Consider the following 20141-nt stretch of genomic DNA (forward strand, 5'->3'; position numbering starts at 1 on the left):
ATCGGCACCGCCAGCACCTTGCCGTCCATGCCGGCTTCGTCTTCCATTTTCAAAATACCAATGGCGCGGCAAGTCACCACCACGCCGGGAATCAGGGGCACCGGGGTGATCACCAGCACGTCCACCGGATCGCCGTCGCCGCTGATGGTTTGCGGCACATAGCCGTAGTTGGTCGGGTAATGCATGGCCGTGCTCATGAACCGATCGACAAAAATGGCGTGGGTTTCGTGGTCGACTTCGTACTTGACCGGATCGGCGTTCATCGGGATTTCGATGATCACGTTGAACTGGTCTGGACACTTTGCTCCGGGGGTGACGTTATCTAAAGACATGCTTGCCGCCTTATGTTGAAGTTGGAATTTGAGTTAAATCAGAAACAGTCGGGATTAACCCTGATTTTACTTACTTGCCACTTGCGGATTCTGAAAAAGCCGATGTTTTGGCGTTACAGTGCGCCGGTTGGCCAATCACTCTTGCCGTACATCAAGACGCAAGCAGTGAGGAAGCAACGCAGCGGTGATGCCCAATGCGTTGCAGCACCATCTCGCGAAACAACAAACTGGAGATTCTTTTATGACAGGCAACTCAGCGCTGATCTTGGCGCTTATCTGCGGCTTGATCGCCGTCGGCTACGGCTTTTGGGCCCGAAGCTGGATTCTTTCCCAGGACGCGGGCAACGCCCGCATGCAAGAAATTGCCGCCGCCATTCAAACCGGCGCGGCCGCCTACCTGGCGCGCCAGTACAAAACCATCGCCGTGGTCGGCGCTGTGCTGACGATTCTGATTGCGGTGTTTCTGGACGGCCTGAGCGCCATCGGCTTCGTGATCGGCGCGGTGCTCTCGGGCGCCTGTGGCTTCATTGGCATGAACGTGTCGGTGCGGGCCAACGTGCGCACCGCGCAGGCGGCCACCAGAGGGATTGGCCCGGCGCTTGACGTGGCTTTCCGCGGCGGCGCCACCACCGGCATGCTGGTGGTCGGCCTGGGCCTGCTGGGCGTGACCGGGTTCTTCTGGTTTCTGATCGGCAACGGCAACCTGACGCCTGACAAGAATCTGGCGGAAATGCTCAACCCGCTGATCGGCTTTGCCTTTGGCTCATCCCTGATCTCGATCTTTGCCCGACTCGGCGGCGGCATTTTCACCAAGGGCGCTGACGTCGGTGCCGACCTGGTGGGCAAGGTTGAAGCAGGCATTCCCGAGGACGATCCACGCAACCCGGCCGTGATTGCCGACAACGTGGGCGACAACGTGGGCGACTGCGCCGGCATGGCCGCCGACCTGTTTGAAACCTACGCCGTCACGCTGATCGCCACCATGGTGCTCGGCGCTCTGGTGGTCACCGGCGCCGGCATGAGCGCGGTGGTGTATCCGCTGGCCCTGGGTGCGGTGTCGATCGTCGCGTCCATCATTGGCTGCTTCTTCGTCAAGGCCTCGCCTGGCATGAGGAACGTGATGCCGGCGTTGTACAAGGGTCTGGCGGTGGCAGGTGCGCTGTCGCTGATCGCCTTTTACTTTGTCACACTGTGGCTGATGCCTGACAACGCCATCAAGGCGTCTGGCAGCCAGCTGGCCCTGTTTGGCGCCTGCGCGGTTGGCCTGATTTTGACGGCCGCCCTGGTGGTGATCACCGAGTACTACACCGGCACCCAATACGCCCCAGTGAAGCACATCGCACAAGCCTCCACCACCGGCCACGGCACCAACATCATTGCCGGTCTGGGAGTGTCGATGCGTTCCACCGCCTGGCCGGTGATGTTTGTCTGCGTGGCCATTTACACTGCTTTTGCGCTGGCCGGCCTGTACGGCATTGCCATTGCCGCCACCTCCATGCTCAGCATGGCCGGTATTGTGGTGGCGCTGGACGCCTACGGCCCCATCACCGACAACGCCGGCGGCATTGCCGAAATGAGCGAGATGCCCAAGAGCGTACGCGACATCACTGACCCGCTGGACGCGGTGGGCAACACCACCAAGGCCGTCACCAAGGGCTATGCCATTGGTTCGGCCGGCCTGGCAGCCCTGGTGCTGTTTGCCGACTACACCCACAAGCTGGATGTTTATGGCAAGCACATCACCTTCGATTTGAGCGATCCGATGGTCATCATCGGCCTCTTTATCGGCGGCCTGATTCCCTACTTGTTCGGCGCCATGGCGATGGAGGCCGTGGGTCGCGCTGCCGGTGCCGTGGTGGTTGAAGTGCGCCGCCAGTTCCGCGACATCAAGGGCATCATGGAGGGCACGGCCAAGCCCGAATACGACACTGCGGTTGACATGCTGACCACGGCGGCCATAAAGGAAATGATGATCCCGAGCCTGTTGCCGGTGGTGGTGCCGATCCTGGTCGGTCTGATCCTCGGCCCGGCCGCCCTGGGTGGTCTGCTGATGGGCACCATCGTGACCGGCTTGTTTGTCGCGATCTCAATGTGCACCGGCGGCGGTGCCTGGGACAATGCCAAAAAATACATCGAAGACGGCAACTTTGGCGGCAAGGGCTCCGAGGCGCACAAGGCCGCTGTCACCGGCGACACCGTGGGCGACCCCTACAAAGACACCGCTGGCCCGGCCATCAATCCGCTGATCAAGATCATCAACATCGTGGCCCTGCTGATCGTGCCGGTGATGATGAAGATTCACGGCGGCTAAACGGCTTCAACTTTTGTGAAACCCGCTTCGGCGGGTTTTTTCTTGGAAACGCATCATGACCACGCAACACCATCCAGCCTCATCCACCACCGCCCTGCATTCGCTCAACCGCCTCAAGGCGGGCAATGCGCGATTTTTGGCCGGCACATCCCACGCGCCAACACTGCAAAGCGAAATCCTCTCGGAACTCGCGCAGGCGCAGCAACCCTATGCCACGATCCTGAGTTGCAGCGACAGCCGGGTGCCGCCCGAGCTGGTTTTCGATGCCTGGCTGGGCGAGCTTTTTATCATCCGGGTGGCCGGCAACGTGCTCGGGCCAACAATCGCCGGCAGCTTGCAATACGCCCACACCCATTTGCACACCCCCCTGTTTGTGGTGATGGGTCACGAGGGCTGCGGTGCGATCCAGGCCGCAGTCGCCACAAAATTTCATGAAGAACCGCATCCGGAGCGCATTGCCGACCTGCTGAAAAACATTCTTCCCGCGCTGGATGACATTGACCCTACCCTGCCCCACGACCAATTTGTGCTGGCAGCTGTTGAAGCCAATGTGCGCCACACGGTGCAAATATTGCGCGCTTCACCCGCCGGGAAAGAGCACCAGACTGATGGCGAAGTGCAAGTGCTCGGCGCGGTGTACAGCCTGCACACCGGCCAGGTGAGGTTTCTGGAAGACTGACGGCTCTGCAGGCTGGCGCGCAAAAGAACACCCCCAGAAAAAGCGGTATATCAAGCGTGACAAAATAAGGGACGGGCGTCTTCAAGTGTCGCCACAGCTTCTTTACACCTATTGATTGCCCTCATGACCGATCGTCATACCCACCGCGTGATTCCGCTGCAAGACCTGCGTCCTGAGACGCTGCCCCTGCCCACTGACGCGCTCGACCCGAGTTTGCGCATCCAACCCAATGGACTGCTGGCAGACACCCGCGGCAGGGCCTTGCGCGACCTGCGCATCAGCGTCACTGATCGCTGCAACTTCAGGTGCAACTACTGCATGCCCAAGGAAATTTTTGACAAGGACTACGCGTACCTGCCGCACAGCGCCTTGCTGTCGTTTGAGGAGATCACACGGTTGGCGCGCCAGTTCATCGCCCATGGCGTGCAAAAAATCAGACTGACCGGGGGCGAGCCGCTGCTGCGAAAAAACCTGGAGCAACTCGTCGCCCAGCTCGCCGCCCTGCGCACGCTGGACGGCACCCCTCTGGATATCACCCTCACCACCAACGGCTCGCTGCTGGTGCGCAAGGCCCAGGCCCTGCAAGATGCGGGACTCAGGCGTGTGACGGTGAGCCTGGACGGGCTCGACGACGCGGTGTTTCGCGCCATGAACGACGTGGACTTTCCGGTGGCCGACGTGCTGGCGGGCATCGAGGCCGCGCGCGCCGCCGGCCTGGGGCCAATCAAGATCAACATGGTGGTCAAGCGCGGCACCAATGAGCAGGAAATTTTGCCCATGGCGCGGCACTTTCGGGGCAGCGGCATGGTGCTGCGCTTTATCGAGTACATGGACGTGGGCGCCACCAACGGCTGGCGCATGAACGAGGTCATGCCCTCCGCTGAAGTGGTCAAGCTGATCCAGTCTGAGCTGCCGCTGGTGGCGCTTGAGGCATCGCAGCCCGGTGAAACCGCGCAGCGCTGGGGCTATGCCGACGCCCACGGCCGCCATGACCCCGCGCTGGGCGAAATTGGCGTCATCAGCAGCGTCACACAAGCCTTTTGCCACAGTTGCAACCGGGCGCGCCTGTCCACCGAAGGGCAACTGTATTTGTGCCTGTTTGCTGAAAAAGGCTACGACTTGCGCAGCCTGCTGCGTGGCGGTGCGTCTGATGTTGACCTGGCAAATGCGATAGGTCATATCTGGCAGGCCAGGAATGACAACTATTCAGAACAGCGCAGCGCCATGCCGCTTGATTCTGGCGCTGCTGTCAAGCGGGTTGAAATGAGTTACATCGGAGGTTGATTTGATCCATCCAGCTGACATTACCGCCGTGATCCTGGCGGGCGGGCGCGGCTCGCGCATGGGCGGGGTCGACAAGGGCCTGCAGAACTTCAACGGCTTGCCGCTGGCGCTGCACACCCTGACCCGCCTGCAGATGAGCGGCGGCGTCGGCCAGATCATGATCAACGCGAACCGCAACCTGGCCGCTTACGAGTCTTTTGGCGTGCCGGTATGGCCCGATGTGCTGGCCGACTACGCCGGACCTCTGGCTGGTTTTCTGACCGGTTTGGAGCGCTGCGAAACCCCCTATCTGCTTACCGTGCCCTGCGACACCCCGCTGCTGCCCCTGGACCTGGCGCAGCGCTTGGCCCAGTCACTCGAAGCAGAAGACGCCGACATCGCCATGGCCGCGGCCCCCGAGGCCGGCAAGGACGGCCACATGCAGGTGCGCACCCAGCCGGTGTTTTGCCTCTTGCGCACTGAATTGCTGGAGAGCCTGGTGCGCTTTACCCAGGACGGCGGCCGCAAGATTGACGCCTGGACTGCGCTGCACACCACCGCCGTGGTGGCGTTTGACGCGCCTGGCGATCACCCGCAAGCCTTTTTCAACGCCAACACCCTGGCCGAGCTGCAGCAACTCGAAAGCCGAGCGGCATGAAAACGCTGGAACAAATCGCCAGCGAACTCGCCGGTTACGACCCGCAGGCCCTGAGTGCCGACATGGTCAACAGCTTTTTGGCCCGGCTGGTCGAGCCCGTGACCGGGACGGAACAGGTGGGCATTTTTGAGGCGCTGGGGCGGGTTCTGGCGCGGGATGTCATCAGCCCCATCAGCGTGCCGCCGCACGACAATTCGGCCATGGACGGCTATGCCTTTGACGGCGCCCAACTGACCACCGACGCGCCGCTGAGCCTGAAGGTGATCGGCACCGCGCTGGCCGGCAAGGCCTGGGCCGGCCAGCTGCGGCCTGGCGAGTGCGTCAAGATCATGACCGGCGCCATCATGCCCGCAGGCCTGGACACCGTGGTGCCACAGGAGCTGACCACACTGGCAGGCGACCAGATCACCATCCCCCCAAACGTTCTGCAAGCCGGCGACAACCGTCGCCATCTGGGCGAAGACCTGATGCAAGGCCAGCCGGCGCTGCACACAGGTGAGTTGCTTGGCCCTGCCGCCCTCGGGCTGCTGGCCAGCCTGGGCCTTTGCAGCGTGACCGTGCTGCGCCGCCTCAAGGTGGCTTATTTCTCGACCGGCGACGAAATTCTGAGCCTGGGCGAGCCGCCGCGCGAGGGGGCGGTGTATGACAGCAACCGCTACACCGTGTTTGGCCTGCTGACCCGGCTCGGTTGCCAGGTGATCGACATGGGCGTGGTGCCTGACCAGCCCCAGGCGCTCGAGGGCGCCTTTGTGCAGGCTGCCCTGCAGGCCGATGCCATCATCACCAGCGGTGGCGTGAGCGTGGGCGAGGCCGATTACACCAAGGCCATGATGAAGCAACTCGGTGACGTGGCCTTCTGGAAGATCGCCATGCGCCCCGGCCGGCCAATGGCCGTGGGCCGGATTCTGAACCCCAAACCCACCATCCTGTTTGGCCTGCCCGGCAACCCGGTCGCCGTGATGGTGACTTTTCTGGCCTTTGTGCGCCCTGCCCTTCTTCAGATGATGGGTTGCACGCGCGGCGCGCCGCCGCTGCTCAAAGCAAAGAGTCTTGAAGCCATCCGCAAAAAGCCGGGCCGCACCGAATTTCAGCGTGGCATGGTCAGCACCGCGCCAGATGGCCCGCTGCAGGTCAAAACCACCGGCAACCAGGGCTCGGGCGTGCTCAGCTCCATGGTGCAGGCCAACGGCCTGATCGTGCTGCACCATGGGCAGGGCAATGTGGCAGCGGGTGACGAGGTCGATGTGATGATGTTTGAAGGGGTCATTTGAAGAACTGGCCGCACAACCTCTGTTGCGGTTGCGGCAGCGCGAGTCAAGTTGTGTGGATGTGTAAGCGGCAAACCTGAGCGCCGTCTACGGGCCTTAAACTCGCCGCCATGACTCTGGACACCCAACGCATCAAGACCTTCCTCACGGCGCAATTTCAGCGCCTCAAGGCCACCATTCGGCAATACCCGGTGCGGTCGGCCTTGACGCTACCCGCCTTGATGCTGCTTTACGTGCTGCTGCTGATCCCATTCACACCCGGCATTGGTGACCTGCGCAAAGCCAAATCCGAAGCCCCTTCACAGTTGCTGGCAATCGATGGCACGGTGCTGGCCGAGTACAAACGTGTCAATCGTGAGTGGGTCAGGCTAGACAATATTTCACCCAATGTGGTGAACGCGCTGATCGCCACCGAGGACCGGCGCTTTTACCAACACCACGGCCTGGACTTTCTCCGCCTGGGCGGCGCGATGCTCAGCACCCTGTCGGGCGATTTGCAGGGCGGCTCAACCATCACACAACAGCTGGCGCGCAACCTCTACCCCAAGGAAATCGGCCGCAGCGCCACCCTCACGCGCAAGATCAAAGAGGCCATCACGGCGATCAAGATCGAGGCCGTGTACACCAAGCCCGAAATCCTCGAGACTTACCTCAACACGGTGCCCTTTCTTTACAACGCCTTTGGCATCGAGATGGCGGCGCGCACCTATTTCGACAAGTCAGCCGATCAGCTCGACGTGCTGGAAAGCGCCACACTGATCGGCATGCTCAAAGGCACCAGCTACTACAACCCGGTGCAGAACCCCGAGCGCGCCAAACAGCGCCGCAACCTGGTGCTGGAGCAAATGGCCATCCACGGCAGCCTCGACCCGGCCCGGGTCAAAGCACTCTCCAGACGGCCATTGAAGCTCGATTTTGAGCGCCAGGTGGCGCCACAGGGGCTGGCGCCGCACATCACCCAGCACCTGCGCAAATGGCTGATCGAGTGGGCCGACCGCCGCGACTTCGACATCCAATCCGACGGTCTGCGCGTGTTCATCACCATCGATGCCAAACTGCAGAAGGCGGCCAACCAAGCCGTCACGCGGCAACTGGGGCAACTGCAACAACTGGCCGACGGACGACGCAAGACCGGTGAGGAGCGGCCTGTGCTCCAGGCTGGTTTTCTGGCGCTTGACCCGCGCAACGGCGCCGTGCGGGCCTGGGTGGGCAGCCGCGATTATGCGCAGGAGCAGTTTGACCATGTGAGCCAGGCACGGCGTCAGCCCGGCTCAACCTTCAAGCCGTTTGTCTATGGTGCGGCATTCATGCAGGGGTTCAAGCCGTCCGACACATTCATGGACCAGCCGGTGGCGATCTCGTCGCCCGGCACTGAGGTCTGGACACCCACCGATGCCACCCCCCCCAGCTACGAGCCGACCAGCCTGCGCAACGGGCTGGTGTATTCCAAAAACACCATCACCGCCCAGCTCATGCAAAAAGTGGGGCCTGAGAGCGTCGGCCAGTTGGCGCAGGCCATGGGTGTGCGCCAGAGCAAGCTCGATCTGGTGCCCTCACTCGCCCTGGGCACCAGCCCGGTCACGCTGATCGAGATGGTCGCGGCCTACGGCACCATCGCCAATGGCGGCGACTACCGGCAGCCATTTTTGTTGCTGCGCGTGGAGGACCGCGACGGCAAGGTGCTGGAGCAATTTGAGCCGGTCACCGAGCGCGAGCCAGCCATGCCACGGGCGCAGGCGCTGACCCTGGTGAACGTGATGCGCGGCGTGATTGACGAGGGCACAGGGTCGGCCATTCGCTACCGCTACGGCATCCAGGCCGACGTGGCCGGCAAAACCGGCACCACACAGGACAACACCGACGGCTGGTTCATCATGATGAACCGCCAACTGGTGGCGGGAGCCCGGGTCGGCTTTAACAACAACAGTGTCACCATGGGATCGTGGGGCCAGGGTGCGCGCAGCGCCCTGCCAATGGTGGGCGAGGTGTTTCAGCAGGCGTTTCGCAACCGCTGGCTCGACCCGGACGCCGAATTCGACATTCCACGCCCACGCCCGCCGCCACCGCCCGAGCCAGAGCAACCGATCGACCCAGTGGAAGAGGTGGTGAACGATGTTTTGGACAGCATCATGGAGCAGTTGCAGAAGCTTCAGAACTGACGCCCTGGCTGATCGGCACCACTGGAGTCATCTTGCTAAGCCGCGACAGTGCACGCACTTTGTCCAGCCAATAAAAACATTGAGCCGGGTTGTGTACGGCAGCGAACAGACCCGCCCGCGGTGCTCCCTTAAATTAGGGGTTCCCAGGCTTGATGGCCTGATTACCAGGAGCTTTCCGTGCTGCACTACGCCGTTGTATTTTTTGTCATAGCCCTGATTGCCGCGCTGTTCGGCTTTGGCGGCATCGCCGCAGGCGCCGTCAGCATTGCCAAGACACTGTTCTTTGTATTTTTGATTTTGGCCATTGCCAGTTTTCTGTTTGGCATCATCAAAAAAAACTGACCTCAAGCCATTCTTCACCCCTCTTTTCAACAACAAGGAATCAACATGTTCAATAACAAACCCGCAGAAATTTCCAGCGCCCTGATGGACCAGGCCGCACACGCCGCTGATCAAGTGGCCCGCTCAAGCCAGGCCCTGGCCAACGGTGTGATGGGCAGCGTGCGTGACACGTCGCATCAATTGCGCGTCAAGGCCGAGCATGCCTCGGACAACACGGTGCGCTACATCCAGCACGAGCCGGTCAAATCCATACTGATCGCAGCTGCCGCCGGGGCGGCGCTGATGGCGCTGGTCAGCCTGGTCAGCCGTTCGCGCAGCCACCACTGAAGCACCCCGCGCTGACCTTCCAGGGCCCCACAAAGTCATAATCACGACCCAGTCCGGCGTTGAACCTGGACCACGCCCGACCCTCCACTTTTTCGCGCCCCGTATGCCATTACCCAGTCCAACCGGTGAAGCCAATGTTTCTTCGTCCCGCGAGGACTGGGCGCTCCTGATCCTGCTGGCGGCGGTCACGCTGGCCCTTGGCAGCATCCTGCTGCCGTTTTATGCGGCCATCATGTGGGGCCTGATTCTGTCGCTGTTGTTCACACCCTTGCACCGCTGGTTGCTGCCACGACTCGGCCGCAGGCACACGGTGACCGCCTTGTGCACGATGGCGATCGTGCTGCTGGTCGTCATTTTGCCGTTGACGCTGGTGCTGTTGCTGCTGGCCCAGGAGGCCGCTTGGTTGTACCAGGGCCTGCAGTCGGGCGACATCAACCCGGCCTTGTATTTCAACCGCGCCTTCAACCGGCTGCCCGAATGGGTTGGCGCCATCCTGGACCGCTTTGGGCTGGTCAACTTCGCCACTCTGCAACGCCGCCTGACCGCGGCCATGGCGCAGGGTTCCCAGTTTGCGGCCACCCAGGTTTTCAATATTGGCCAGAACACCTTTGAATTTGTGACAAGCCTGTTCATTGCGCTGTACCTCGCCTTCTTTTTGATTCGCGACGGCGACACCACGGTGCGCGCCGTTGGGCGCCTCATTCCGCTGGCCCCCGTGCACCGGCAAAGGCTTTGGCACAAGTTTGGCACGGTGGTGCGCGCCACCGTCAAGGGCAACCTGCTGGTCGCCCTGATCCAGGGTGCCCTGGGTGGACTTGCATTTTTGGCGCTGGGGGTCAAGGGCGCCTTGCTGTGGGCGGTGCTAATGGCTGCCTTGTCGCTTTTGCCAGCGGTTGGTGCTGCTCTGGTGTGGGGCCCTGTGGCGCTTTACTTTCTGATCACCGGCGCCATCTGGCAGGGGCTGGCGTTGACCGCCTACGGCGTGCTGGTGATCGGGCTGGTCGACAACCTGCTGCGGCCCATTCTGGTGGGCAAAGACACCCGCATGCCTGACTATGTGGTGATGATCACCACCATCGGCGGCATGGCTGTGTTCGGCATCAACGGCTTTGTGCTTGGCCCCATGATTGCAGCCATGTTCATTGCGGTTTGGCATATTTTTGACGACACAGCTTGACATTGCTTGAGTAATCGCAGTGCAGCACCACACGATCGCTCGCAGACTTGCAACACCATGAAATACAAAGACTATTACGAAATCCTGGGTGTGCCGCGCACGGCCAGCCAGGATGACATCAAGAAGGCTTACCGCAAACTGGCGCGCACCCACCACCCGGACATGTCCAAGGCCCCGGATGCCGAGGCGCGCTTCAAGGAATTGGGCGAGGCCTACGCCACGCTCAAGGACGAAGCCAAACGCGCCGCCTACGATGAGCTTGGTCACCCCAAACCAGGTGCCGAATTCAGGCCGCCACCGCAATGGCAACAAGACTTTGCGTCCGGTGGCATGTCGTTTGAAGACCTTGACCTGGCCGATTTGCTGGCCGCCATGGGACGCGGGCAGCGCACCGGGCCGCAACACGCCATGCCGCTCAAGGGGCAGGACTTTGAAACCTCAGTCACCATCACGCTGGAAGATGCCAGGCGTGGGTCAACCGTCAATTTGACGCTGGCAGACGGCGCGGCCGAGCGCACGCTGCAAGTCACCATCCCGCCCGGTGCCAGTCAAAACCAAAAGCTGCGCTTGCGCGGCAAGGGCGGCAAGGGTTTCAACGGCGGACCTGACGGTGACATTTACCTGCACATCAAACTCGCGCCGCACGCGGTGTTTCGACCTGACCACCACAACCTGTACTTCGACCTGGCACTGGCGCCTTGGGAAGCCGTGCTGGGCACCGAGGTCGAGGTGCCTACGCTGGACCAGCCCGTGCTGCTGACCGTGCCGCCGGGCACGCGCGCCAGGCAAAAATTGCGCCTGCGCGGCCGCGGCCTGGTGGCTGACCAAAGTGATCTGTTCGCCATCGTGCACATTGACGTGCCGCGCACGCCGTCAGCGCGCGAGCGCGAACTGTTCCAGGAATTGGCCAAGGTATCGCGCTTCAACCCTCGCGCCGTCACACTCTAGGAGAGTCTGAATGTCACAAAAACCAATGGAATGTTTCAGCCTGGATGCCAGCAGAACTGTCACCCTGAGTGAGCTGGCAGAGTGCTGCGGCATGAGCATCGCCGAGCTGGATGAATTGATGGACTACAACGCCCTGGTGCCGCTGACCAGCACACCCGAGCGCGCCTTCAGCGCCCAGTGGGTGGTGCCGCTGCGCGCGGCAGTCAAAATGCGGGTGGACTTTGACCTGGACTTGTTCACCGTGGCCATTTTGCTGGGGCAGCTGGTTCAAATCGAGTTGCTGGAGCGTCAGGTGCAATCATTGCAAGCCCTGGTGCCTGCGCACTTGCCAAATGCCTGAGATCACAACAGCGTCTGATCCGGGCAGTTGGCACCAGCGCGAGGCGCGCGAACTCACCGACGAACACGCCGTCGACCCCGACCAGGGCCTGCCGCCCGGTGAAGTGGATCGCCGCATGGGCATCCACGGCCCCAACGAGATGCCCAGCGCGGAAAAACGCAACCTGCTGAGGCTTTTTTTAGCCCAATTCACCGACTTCATGGTGCTGGTGCTGCTGGCGGCAGCGGCGGTGTCAGGCCTCATCGGCAGCCTGATTGACACCATCGCCATCCTGGTGATCGTGCTGCTCAATGCCGTGATTGGCTTTGTGCAAAGCTGGCGCGCTGACCAGGCCATGGCGGCGCTGAAACAACTGGCGACCGCCCGGGCCACCGTGGTGCGCAGCAGCCAGACCCGGGAAGTGCCCGCGCGCGAGCTGGTGCCGGGCGACATCGTGTTGCTGGAGGCCGGCAACAAAGTGCCGGCGGACCTGCGGCTGATCCGCACCGCGCAACTGCAGGTTGACGAATCTTCACTCACTGGCGAATCTGTCACCGTGGCCAAACACACGGCGGCGCTTCCAGACACCCCCGACAGCGCCCTGGGCGACCGCCTCAACATGGCGTTCAAGGGCACCACCGCCACCCATGGCCGGGCGCGCGGCCTGGTGGTGGCCACCGGCACGGCCACTGAACTTGGCAAGGTGGCCCGCTTGCTGGACCAGGAAGACCGCAGCACCCCGCTGCAACGGCGCCTGGCCGCCTTCGGCAAACGGTTGGCCCTGGTGGTGATTGGCATTTGTATTGTGATTTTTGTGGCGGGCATCTGGCGCGGTGAGCAGGCGCTGCTGATGGCCTTGACCGCCATCAGCCTGGCGGTGGCTGCCATTCCCGAGGCCATGCCTGCCGTGGTGTCGGTGTTGCTGGCTTTGGGTGCGAAACGCATGGTGGCGGTGCATGCGCTGGTCAAACGTTTGCCTTCGGTGGAAACGCTGGGCTCGGTCACCACCATCTGCTCTGACAAAACCGGCACCCTGACACAAAACAAGATGCACGCGGAACTGGCCTGGGCCACTGACCAGACCTGGGTGCCCGGCGACGGCCAGCCGGGGCCGGTGCTGCTGGAGGCGCTGCGCGCCGCCGCCCTGTGCAACGACGCGCACCGCAACAACGGCGCCAGCGCCCATGAAGACTGGCAGGGCGACCCGACCGAAACCGCATTGGTGCTGGCAGCACAGTCCGGCGGGGTGGACAAGGCGGCGCTGGCATTGGAGTGGCCCCGCTTGAAAGAGCTGCCCTTTGATTCCGAGCGCAAGCGCATGACCACCCTGCACCGCAATACGGCGGGTTTTGTGGGCTACACCAAGGGCGCACCCGAGTCGGTGCTGGCATGCTGCGATTCGCAATGGTCGCCAGACGGCGCGCAGCCGCTGGACTCCGCCGCCGTGATCGCACAGGCCGACCGCCTGGCGGCGCAGGGCTTGCGCGTGCTGGCCGTGGCACGGCGCAACCACGCTGAGCTGCCAGATGTGGCGAAGCCCGACCAGATTGAGCAAAAGCTGCAATTTCTGGGTCTGATCGCGCTGATAGATCCGCCGCGCGCCGAGGCCGCCGCTGCGGTGCGTGACTGCATCAGCGCGGGCATTACGCCGGTGATGATCACGGGCGACCACCCCGCCACCGCACGCGCCATTGCCCAGCGCCTGGGCATCGTGGCCGACGCACAGGCGACGGTGCTGACCGGGGAAGATCTGGCCACACTGGACGATGCAGCCCTGTTGCAGCGCGTATTGCAAGTACAGGTTTACGCCCGGGTTGACCCGGCGCAAAAAATCCGCATTGTGGAAGCGCTTCAGGCCCAGGGTGAAATTGTCGCCATGACCGGCGACGGCGTGAACGACGCCCCTGCCCTGCAGCGCGCCGACATTGGCGTGGCCATGGGCAAAGGCGGAACTGACGTGGCGCGTGAAGCCGCCAGCATGGTGCTGCTGGACGACAACTTTGCAACCATCGTGGCGGCGGTGCGCGAGGGCCGGCGCATTTACGACAACATCCGAAAATTTGTGCGTTACACCATGACCAGCAACTCGGGCGAGATCTGGACGCTGTTTCTGGCGCCGCTGCTGTTTCTGCCGATTCCGCTGCTGCCCATTCACATCCTGTGGATCAATCTGGTGACCGACGGCCTGCCCGGGCTGGCGCTGGCGGCAGAACCGGCCGAGCGCGGTGTCATGCAACGCCCGCCGCGCGCCCAGACCGAGAGCCTGTTTGCCAACGGCATGTGGCAGCATATTCTGGGGTTTGGCCTGCTCATTGCCGGCCTGTGCCTGGGGGTGCAGGCCTGGGCGCTGGCCACCGGCCACGCGCACTGGCAAACCATGGTTTTCACCGTGCTGACCCTGTCGCAAATGGTTCATGTGATGGCGATCCGCTCCGAGCGCGACGCCATCTGGCAACTTGGCCTGGGCACCAACAAGCCCCTGTTGGCGGCCGTCTCACTGACCTTTTTGTTGCAAATGGCCACCATTTACGTGCCGGCGCTCAACCCGATCTTTAAAACCCAGCCGTTGGGCCTGGGCGAGCTGGCGATTTGCCTGGGCGCCGCGGCCATCGTCGGCATCGCCGTCGAAGTTGAAAAGGCCTGGCGCAGGCGCAACGCCTGACGAGTAAGGTCAGATCGCGCAACAACTCAACTGGCAACGAGTTGTTCAACCCGGGCGGCACATCGCCTTGCAAATATTTGACAAGCAAGGCTGACCTGTGTGTGCAAGCACACCGACCGCCGCTTGCCCACCGCGTAAGCTGGCTTGTCACCCTTACAAACCTACTATGAAAACCACCTGGAAAATGATGATTTGGCTGGCCGCCGCTGTGCTGCTGGTCTCACTGCTGGTCGGCGCCTCATTCTGGAGCATCAGCCAGGCCGGACAAGCCGCGCAAAAACGACAGGCAATCCATCTGGTGCTGGACAAGGCGGACGACTTGCTGTCTGCCATCACGGACGCAGAAACCGGCCAGCGCGGCTATCTGTTAACCGAAGACGCGTCTTTTTTGGATCTCTATGAAAAAGTACGCGGCAACATCAAGGGACAACTTGCCGAATTGCGCCAAGCAACCACCTTTGCCGCAGCCACAGCACGCCTGGACATCATGGAGCCGATGGTGGACGCCAAACTGCTCGGCCTGGCACGCAACATTGAGCTGATGCGCCAGAACGACAGGCCAGCAGCCATCGCTTTGGTCGCCAGCGGCGAAGGCAAGTACCTGATGGAGTCGATCCGCGCCGAGATGAAGCGTTTTGTTCTCCTGCAGGAAGAATTCACGAAGCAGAACGAGGCCGAATTCCTGGCCAGCATGCGCTCCCTGTTCAGTTTGATCCTGCTGGCCAGTCTGGCAGTTTTGTTATCGGCCTGTTATTTTATTTACATGATTTACTGGCGAGGCCAGCAAAAAATCGCCGAGCTGGTTTACGCGGAAACCAGTCGTTTGCTTGACATTCAGCGGCAGCTGAATCTGGCGCTTGAAGAAAAAAACGCAGCACTCAAAATTGCCACGCTGGCCGCCGAAAAGGCCGACCGCGCCAAGTCGGAGTTTTTGACCACCATGAGCCACGAGATCAGAACGCCCATGAACGGCGTGATCGGCATGATCGATGTGCTGCAGCAGAGCAGCCTCAACGGCGCGCAGATGGAGATGACCAACATCATCCACGACTCTGCCTTTGCGCTGCTGGCCGTGATCAACGATATCCTTGATTTTTCCAAGATCGAGGCCAATAAGCTTGATGTCGAAGCCATCCCGATGTCAGTCAGCGATGTGGTTGAGAGCGCTTGCGACAATCTGGCGCAAATGGCTCTCGCCAAACACGTTGTGCTGACCTTGTTCGTTGACCCACTTGTTCCCACGACCCTGTTGGGTGACCCCGGGCGACTGCGCCAAATTCTGATCAACCTGACCAACAACGCCATCAAGTTTTCGGCCGGACAAGCACAAACAGGTCGGATTTCAGTGCGCGTCTTGCTCAAAGAGCACACCACCGAGCGCGCCATGCTGACTTTTCAGGTGTCCGACAACGGCATTGGCATGGACGCAGCCACGCGCGCCAAATTATTTTGCGCCTTCACCCAGGCCGACACCTCCACCACCCGCAATTTTGGTGGCACCGGGCTGGGGCTCGCCATCTCGGCGCAATTGGCCGAGCTGATGGGCGGCGACATAGACGTGCAAAGCAAACCGGGCATTGGCTCGGTGTTCAGCCTTAACCTGTCGTTTGCCCTGGCTCCCGAGCCAACGCCAACAAGCGTGCCCCCAAATCCCGTCGCCGGGCTCGCCTGCCTGGTGATGGCGGAAACCGATGGCCTGGCCGATGACATGGCGGCTTACCTGCGTGCGGAACAAGCCCTGGTAACGCGGGCGTCAGACCTGGCAAGCGCACAAAGCTGGATGCAAGACCAGCCAGGCGGCGTGTGCATCGTGGTTGAGAGCACCCAGTCTGACACGCTGATGGCGAGCCTGCGCGCCGCAGCCCGGTCGCAACCCGAAAAAGCCTGGCACTTCCTGTGCATTCAGTTTGGCCAGCGGCGCAAGCCCCGCATGGATCAGACTGGCCTGGTGGTGGTTGATGTCAACCTGTTGAACCGCAAGGCGTTTCTGGGGGCTGTTGCGATTGCTGCGGGGCGTGCCCGACTGCCGACTCCGGACAATTTGCCCGCAGAGGCCAGCGTGGCGGCTGCACCCATGACGCGCGAACAGGCGCGCCGCCAGGGCAGCCTGATCCTGGTGGCAGAAGACAACGAGTACAACCAGAAAGTGATTTTGCAGCAGCTCATGCTGCTGGGGCGCGCCGCAGACATTGCCAACAACGGTCAGGAGGCCCTGGCACGCTGGCAAAGCGGTGCCTATGCGCTGCTCATCACAGACTTGCACATGCCGCTGATGGACGGCTATGAGCTGACGACGGCCATTCGCGCTGCCGAGTTGGGCAGACCCCGCATTCCCATCATCGCATTCACCGCCAATGCGCTCAAGGGCGAGGCAGATCGCTGCAAAGCTGTCGGCATGGACGATTACCTGAGCAAGCCGGTGCAACTGGCAGAACTCAAGGCCATGTTGAAAAAGTGGCAACCCGTGGTGTTCTCGTTGCCCTTCAGCACCCCCGCCGCATTGCTTGACCAGCAGACGCTGGCTGTCGATGTGCGGGTGCTGGCGACCCTGGTCGGCGATGACGCCACCATCATCCGGGAATTTTTAAACGACTTTCATATCAGTGCCCGCCAGATCAGCCAAGAGCTCAGCGCCGCATGCAGGGCCGGTGATGCGCCGGCAGTGGCCGCCCTGGCGCATCAACTCAAGTCAGCCGCCCGCTCGGTCGGCGCGCTGGCGCTGGGTGAACTCTGCGCGAGCCTGGAGATGGCCGGAAAAGCGGGCGACCAGCCCGCGCTGACACGATTGACACCACCGTTTGACGAAGAATGGACACGGGTTAGTGACTTTCTAAGAAAGAATCTATGCTGAACACTGGCAAGCCCCACATTCTGGTGCTCGACGACGAACGCTTCATGCTCAAGCTGCTCGCGCGCATGCTCACCAACCTGGGCTTTGATGCCGTGTCAACGTGTGACAACGGGCAGGCGGCACTGGCGCTGCTGGATGCGCCGCTGCAGCCGCCAGACCTGATCCTGCTCGACATCAACATGCCGCAGATGGATGGCATCGAATTTGTCCGTCACCTGGTCGAACACCATTACACGGGCGCACTTATTCTGGTCAGCGGCGAGGACGAGCGCGTCTTGCAGTCCATTGAAAAGCTGGTGCAGGCGCACAACATTACGGTGCTGGGTTACCTGAGCAAACCGGTTTTGCCAGAACGCCTGGCGACCCTGATCAGCCGCCTCATACCCTATCTCCCCGGAGCCGTCAAAGCTGATAGAAAAGTGTATGGCGAGGCCGACTTGCGGGCAGCGATTGCCAACGGCGATCTGGTGAATTACTACCAGCCCAAGGTTTCCCTGGTCACCGGCCACGTGGTGGGCGCGGAAACCCTGGTGCGCTGGCTGCACACCACCGATGGCCTGGTCATGCCGGACCAATTTGTCGGACTGGCAGAAGAATATGGCTTGATCGACGCCCTGACCCACATGGTGCTGGTGTCGGCCTTGCCACAAGCGCGCCTGTGGCAGACTGCGCACCTGCCGTTGCGCCTGGCGGTGAATTTATCCATGGACAACCTGTTGTCCCTGAGTTTTCTCGACGAAGTGGTGAGTCTCACGGCCCAGGCAGGAGTGGATCCCGAAAACCTGATGCTCGAAGTCACCGAAAGCCGCCTGATGCAGGACCAGCGCGTGTCGCTTGAAATCCTGACGCGCCTGCACCTGAAACGCTTCAAGCTGTCGATTGACGACTTTGGAACCGGCAACTCGTCGCTGACCCAACTGCGCAACATTCCGTTTGACGAGCTCAAGATTGACCAAAGCTTTGTCCACGGGGCCTGGGCCAACAAAACCCAGCGCGCCATGTTTGATGCCAGCCTGGGCTTGGCCAGACAGCTCGGCATGCAGACAGTGGCCGAGGGGGTGGAAGACCGGGCTGATTGGGACTTTTTGCAGCAACAGGGTTGCGACGTGGCCCAGGGCTACTTCATCGCACGCCCCATGCCTGCAGAAAAGTTTGCGGCCTGGATGCTTGAATGGGAAACACGGCGCCCCGCGCCGATACGGCCCGCGGCAGACTTGGCGCTGTGCACACTTGTCCTACCCCGCCGCTGCAGAGCGCTCGGCAAACGCGGCATTGAGCACCTGCGACGCCGATGCGGCCAGCATATCGGCTGGCGTGGCACCGGCCAGTCGGGAATTGGGTTGGGAAAACCAGGTGGCAACGCACCAGTCATCGTTAACCTTTATCAGTTCAGCCAGCACAGCACTCAGCCCGGCACGAAGCGTCATGCCACTCGGGTTGAATTGGAACAATGGAATCCAAATTTTCGACTGCCACTCCAGACTGATCACCTGCCGGTTGGCAATCCAGCCCGCCAGCGGCGAGACAGCGCCCGAATTTTCACTTTTGAACCGGCATGAGACCTCCTGCGCGCGCGCCAGACCGCCGCTGCGCCGGAAGGCGTTGAGCATGTCAACAAACTGGTTGTTTCTTGCGAAGTCCTGAGCCAGTTGGGCATCCAGAACCGGCAACTCGGGCGCAGCAACGCGCCCAGGGTGCCCGGGCCTGATGGCAGATCGCCACATCTCAACGTTTTGCATCGCGATTCCTCAAAAGCAACCAAAGCTCTACGGTAATGGCGCGTCTTCATGCCGTCTGTGTGCTTGCGAACCCAGCGCAAAACATATAAAAGAAAGTTATGTTCCCAAGCCTGAAGACCTCAGGCACACATGTCATCAAGATGACCTTCTTCAAAAGTTTGCGCTGCAAGCTGGCACAGAAAGACATCATGTTCAAACTCAAGTTGCTACCCCTGGCAATGCGGGCGTTGAGCCCGGTTGCCTTTGAGGCCACGCCCACGGGTACGGGCGGACTGGTGCAGCAAATCGCGCCGGCGCTGGAGGTCAAGCCAGCCGGCCAGTCGGTTGCCACACCGCAGGACAGAGCAAAAATTGCCGTCAACCACCTTCAGGTGACCGGTGCACAAATCTATCCTGAAGCGCAATTGCTGGCGGTCACGGGTTTCGCGGCGGGAAGCAGGCTGAGCCTGACTGCTCTGCAAGCCATGGCCAGGTGTCGCTGAACAATCAGGCCAATGTCTCCAACATGCTGGCCAACGGCCTGCTGTCGGCCATCAACAACGGCGATGTGGTGGCATCAGAACCGCTCGAGCATCGGTTGCTGTTGTTGTCCGATCTGCCCAGTGTCAGGGTCAACTCAAGCCTGATGCCAGGCGCCACACCGGCGAGTACTGCATTGTCGACAAGAAGCTCGCGGCCAACCTGACCGAGGAACGCACCACACCGACGGGTCGCTTTGTCGCCTCATTGGACCGCAACCTGAACTGGAGCCAGATGCTTTGGGTGTACGACGAAGCGGCCATCTTCATGCATCCGGTCATCACCAGCAACGCCAAAGAGCCCCGAGCCGAGCGCCTGGATGACCGAGTTTCTTACGGCCGCATCAATGTGTCGGCCGATTTCTTCAAATATGTTATCAGTCCATCGTTTATCAGCAGCAACGGCATCGTGTACGAGTTGCCAGAAACCCGTTCGGTCAAACTGCGTTTCAGCCCTCAGAATATTGCCAGCGCGGACCAACCACAGGGCCGCAACCTTTCAATGTGAACTGGCACACAGACACTGCGCCGCCACCTGTCGATACTGAAGCCTGCAATGCAGCCTGCCCATGGGGCGACGCACAGCAA

General features: G+C 61.5%; 18 protein-coding genes. 17 read left to right on the forward strand and 1 reads right to left on the reverse strand.

Annotation, left to right across the window (positions count from 1 at the left end):
- On the reverse strand, window positions 1–332 hold a 332-nt coding region (locus GPS82_RS07495; protein WP_296492856.1), incomplete at its 3' end, for an inorganic diphosphatase.
- A 241-nt stretch (window positions 333–573) separates the two neighbouring features.
- On the opposite strand from GPS82_RS07495, the gene GPS82_RS07500 reads away from it, so the two are divergent.
- From GPS82_RS07500 to GPS82_RS07580, 17 genes are all read left to right on the forward strand, one after another.
- Complete coding sequence (locus tag GPS82_RS07500; protein WP_296492858.1) at window positions 574–2643, forward strand: sodium-translocating pyrophosphatase; 2070 nt, start codon at window positions 574–576, stop codon at window positions 2641–2643.
- A gap of 55 nt (window positions 2644–2698) precedes the next feature.
- On the forward strand, window positions 2699–3322 hold the full coding sequence (locus GPS82_RS07505; protein ID WP_296492860.1) for a carbonic anhydrase: 624 nt from the start codon (window positions 2699–2701) through the stop codon (window positions 3320–3322).
- Between the two features lie 123 nt (window positions 3323–3445).
- Window positions 3446–4606, forward strand: a complete 1161-nt coding sequence (gene moaA, locus GPS82_RS07510) for a GTP 3',8-cyclase MoaA (RefSeq protein WP_296492862.1) — start codon at window positions 3446–3448, stop codon at window positions 4604–4606.
- 1 nt (window position 4607) lies between these two features.
- On the forward strand, window positions 4608–5243 hold the full coding sequence (gene mobA / locus GPS82_RS07515; protein ID WP_296492863.1) for a molybdenum cofactor guanylyltransferase MobA: 636 nt from the start codon (window positions 4608–4610) through the stop codon (window positions 5241–5243).
- Window positions 5240–6514 carry a gephyrin-like molybdotransferase Glp gene (gene glp / locus GPS82_RS07520; protein WP_296492866.1) on the forward strand — a complete coding sequence of 425 codons (1275 nt, stop codon included), beginning with the start codon at window positions 5240–5242 and terminating at the stop codon, window positions 6512–6514. The genes mobA and glp overlap by 4 nt, the downstream gene beginning before the upstream one ends.
- A gap of 218 nt (window positions 6515–6732) precedes the next feature.
- Complete coding sequence (locus tag GPS82_RS07525) at window positions 6733–8670, forward strand: transglycosylase domain-containing protein (RefSeq protein WP_296492893.1); 1938 nt, start codon at window positions 6733–6735, stop codon at window positions 8668–8670.
- 177 nt (window positions 8671–8847) lie between these two features.
- Entirely contained in the window at window positions 8848–9012 is a 165-nt protein-coding gene (locus tag GPS82_RS07530) for a DUF1328 domain-containing protein (RefSeq protein ID WP_296492869.1), read from the forward strand.
- A gap of 45 nt (window positions 9013–9057) precedes the next feature.
- Window positions 9058–9339 carry a hypothetical protein gene (locus tag GPS82_RS07535; RefSeq protein WP_296492871.1) on the forward strand — a complete coding sequence of 94 codons (282 nt, stop codon included), beginning with the start codon at window positions 9058–9060 and terminating at the stop codon, window positions 9337–9339.
- A 103-nt stretch (window positions 9340–9442) separates the two neighbouring features.
- Complete coding sequence (locus GPS82_RS07540) at window positions 9443–10516, forward strand: AI-2E family transporter (RefSeq protein WP_296492873.1); 1074 nt, start codon at window positions 9443–9445, stop codon at window positions 10514–10516.
- A gap of 57 nt (window positions 10517–10573) precedes the next feature.
- Window positions 10574–11464 (forward strand): DnaJ C-terminal domain-containing protein, encoded by an 891-nt coding sequence (locus GPS82_RS07545; RefSeq protein WP_296492874.1) that lies wholly within the window; start codon window positions 10574–10576, stop codon window positions 11462–11464.
- A gap of 10 nt (window positions 11465–11474) precedes the next feature.
- Window positions 11475–11804: a chaperone modulator CbpM gene (locus GPS82_RS07550; protein WP_296492876.1), complete on the forward strand. Its 330-nt coding sequence runs from the start codon at window positions 11475–11477 to the stop codon at window positions 11802–11804.
- On the forward strand, window positions 11797–14445 hold the full coding sequence (locus tag GPS82_RS07555) for a cation-translocating P-type ATPase (RefSeq protein ID WP_296492879.1): 2649 nt from the start codon (window positions 11797–11799) through the stop codon (window positions 14443–14445). The genes GPS82_RS07550 and GPS82_RS07555 overlap by 8 nt, the downstream gene beginning before the upstream one ends.
- 166 nt (window positions 14446–14611) lie before the next feature.
- Complete coding sequence (locus tag GPS82_RS07560; RefSeq protein ID WP_296492883.1) at window positions 14612–17296, forward strand: CHASE3 domain-containing protein; 2685 nt, start codon at window positions 14612–14614, stop codon at window positions 17294–17296.
- Window positions 17290–18855, forward strand: coding sequence for an EAL domain-containing response regulator (locus GPS82_RS07565; protein ID WP_296492885.1), 1566 nt, complete (start codon window positions 17290–17292; stop codon window positions 18853–18855). The genes GPS82_RS07560 and GPS82_RS07565 overlap by 7 nt, the downstream gene beginning before the upstream one ends.
- Before the next feature lie 278 nt (window positions 18856–19133).
- The gene (locus tag GPS82_RS07570) at window positions 19134–19517 is read left to right on the forward strand and encodes a hypothetical protein (RefSeq protein WP_296492886.1); all 384 of its coding nucleotides are present in this window, start codon (window positions 19134–19136) and stop codon (window positions 19515–19517) included.
- Window positions 19508–19720: a hypothetical protein gene (locus tag GPS82_RS07575; protein ID WP_296492889.1), complete on the forward strand. Its 213-nt coding sequence runs from the start codon at window positions 19508–19510 to the stop codon at window positions 19718–19720. The genes GPS82_RS07570 and GPS82_RS07575 overlap by 10 nt, the downstream gene beginning before the upstream one ends.
- Window positions 19721–19761: 41 nt before the next feature.
- Window positions 19762–20061 carry a hypothetical protein gene (locus tag GPS82_RS07580; RefSeq protein ID WP_296492891.1) on the forward strand — a complete coding sequence of 100 codons (300 nt, stop codon included), beginning with the start codon at window positions 19762–19764 and terminating at the stop codon, window positions 20059–20061.
- The last annotated feature ends 80 nt before the right edge of the window (window positions 20062–20141 follow it).

The organism is Rhodoferax sp., assembly GCF_011391645.1.
Classification (GTDB): Bacteria; Pseudomonadota; Gammaproteobacteria; order Burkholderiales; family Burkholderiaceae_C; genus Rhodoferax.

Excerpts from the sequence above, each read along its gene's own strand:
- moaA (WP_296492862.1), top strand. The coding sequence starts at position 3,446 with ATGACCGATCGTCATACCCACCGCGTGATTCCGCTGCAAGACCTGCGT.
- GPS82_RS07555 (WP_296492879.1), top strand. The coding sequence starts at position 11,797 with ATGCCTGAGATCACAACAGCGTCTGATCCGGGCAGTTGGCACCAGCGC.
- glp (WP_296492866.1), top strand. The coding sequence starts at position 5,240 with ATGAAAACGCTGGAACAAATCGCCAGCGAACTCGCCGGTTACGACCCG.
- GPS82_RS07545 (WP_296492874.1), top strand. The coding sequence starts at position 10,574 with ATGAAATACAAAGACTATTACGAAATCCTGGGTGTGCCGCGCACGGCC.
- GPS82_RS07500 (WP_296492858.1), top strand. The coding sequence starts at position 574 with ATGACAGGCAACTCAGCGCTGATCTTGGCGCTTATCTGCGGCTTGATC.
- GPS82_RS07550 (WP_296492876.1), top strand. The coding sequence starts at position 11,475 with ATGTCACAAAAACCAATGGAATGTTTCAGCCTGGATGCCAGCAGAACT.
- GPS82_RS07540 (WP_296492873.1), top strand. The coding sequence starts at position 9,443 with ATGCCATTACCCAGTCCAACCGGTGAAGCCAATGTTTCTTCGTCCCGC.
- GPS82_RS07570 (WP_296492886.1), top strand. The coding sequence starts at position 19,134 with ATGTTCCCAAGCCTGAAGACCTCAGGCACACATGTCATCAAGATGACC.
- GPS82_RS07560 (WP_296492883.1), top strand. The coding sequence starts at position 14,612 with ATGAAAACCACCTGGAAAATGATGATTTGGCTGGCCGCCGCTGTGCTG.
- GPS82_RS07535 (WP_296492871.1), top strand. The coding sequence starts at position 9,058 with ATGTTCAATAACAAACCCGCAGAAATTTCCAGCGCCCTGATGGACCAG.
- GPS82_RS07565 (WP_296492885.1), top strand. The coding sequence starts at position 17,290 with ATGCTGAACACTGGCAAGCCCCACATTCTGGTGCTCGACGACGAACGC.
- GPS82_RS07525 (WP_296492893.1), top strand. The coding sequence starts at position 6,733 with ATGCTGCTTTACGTGCTGCTGCTGATCCCATTCACACCCGGCATTGGT.
- GPS82_RS07505 (WP_296492860.1), top strand. The coding sequence starts at position 2,699 with ATGACCACGCAACACCATCCAGCCTCATCCACCACCGCCCTGCATTCG.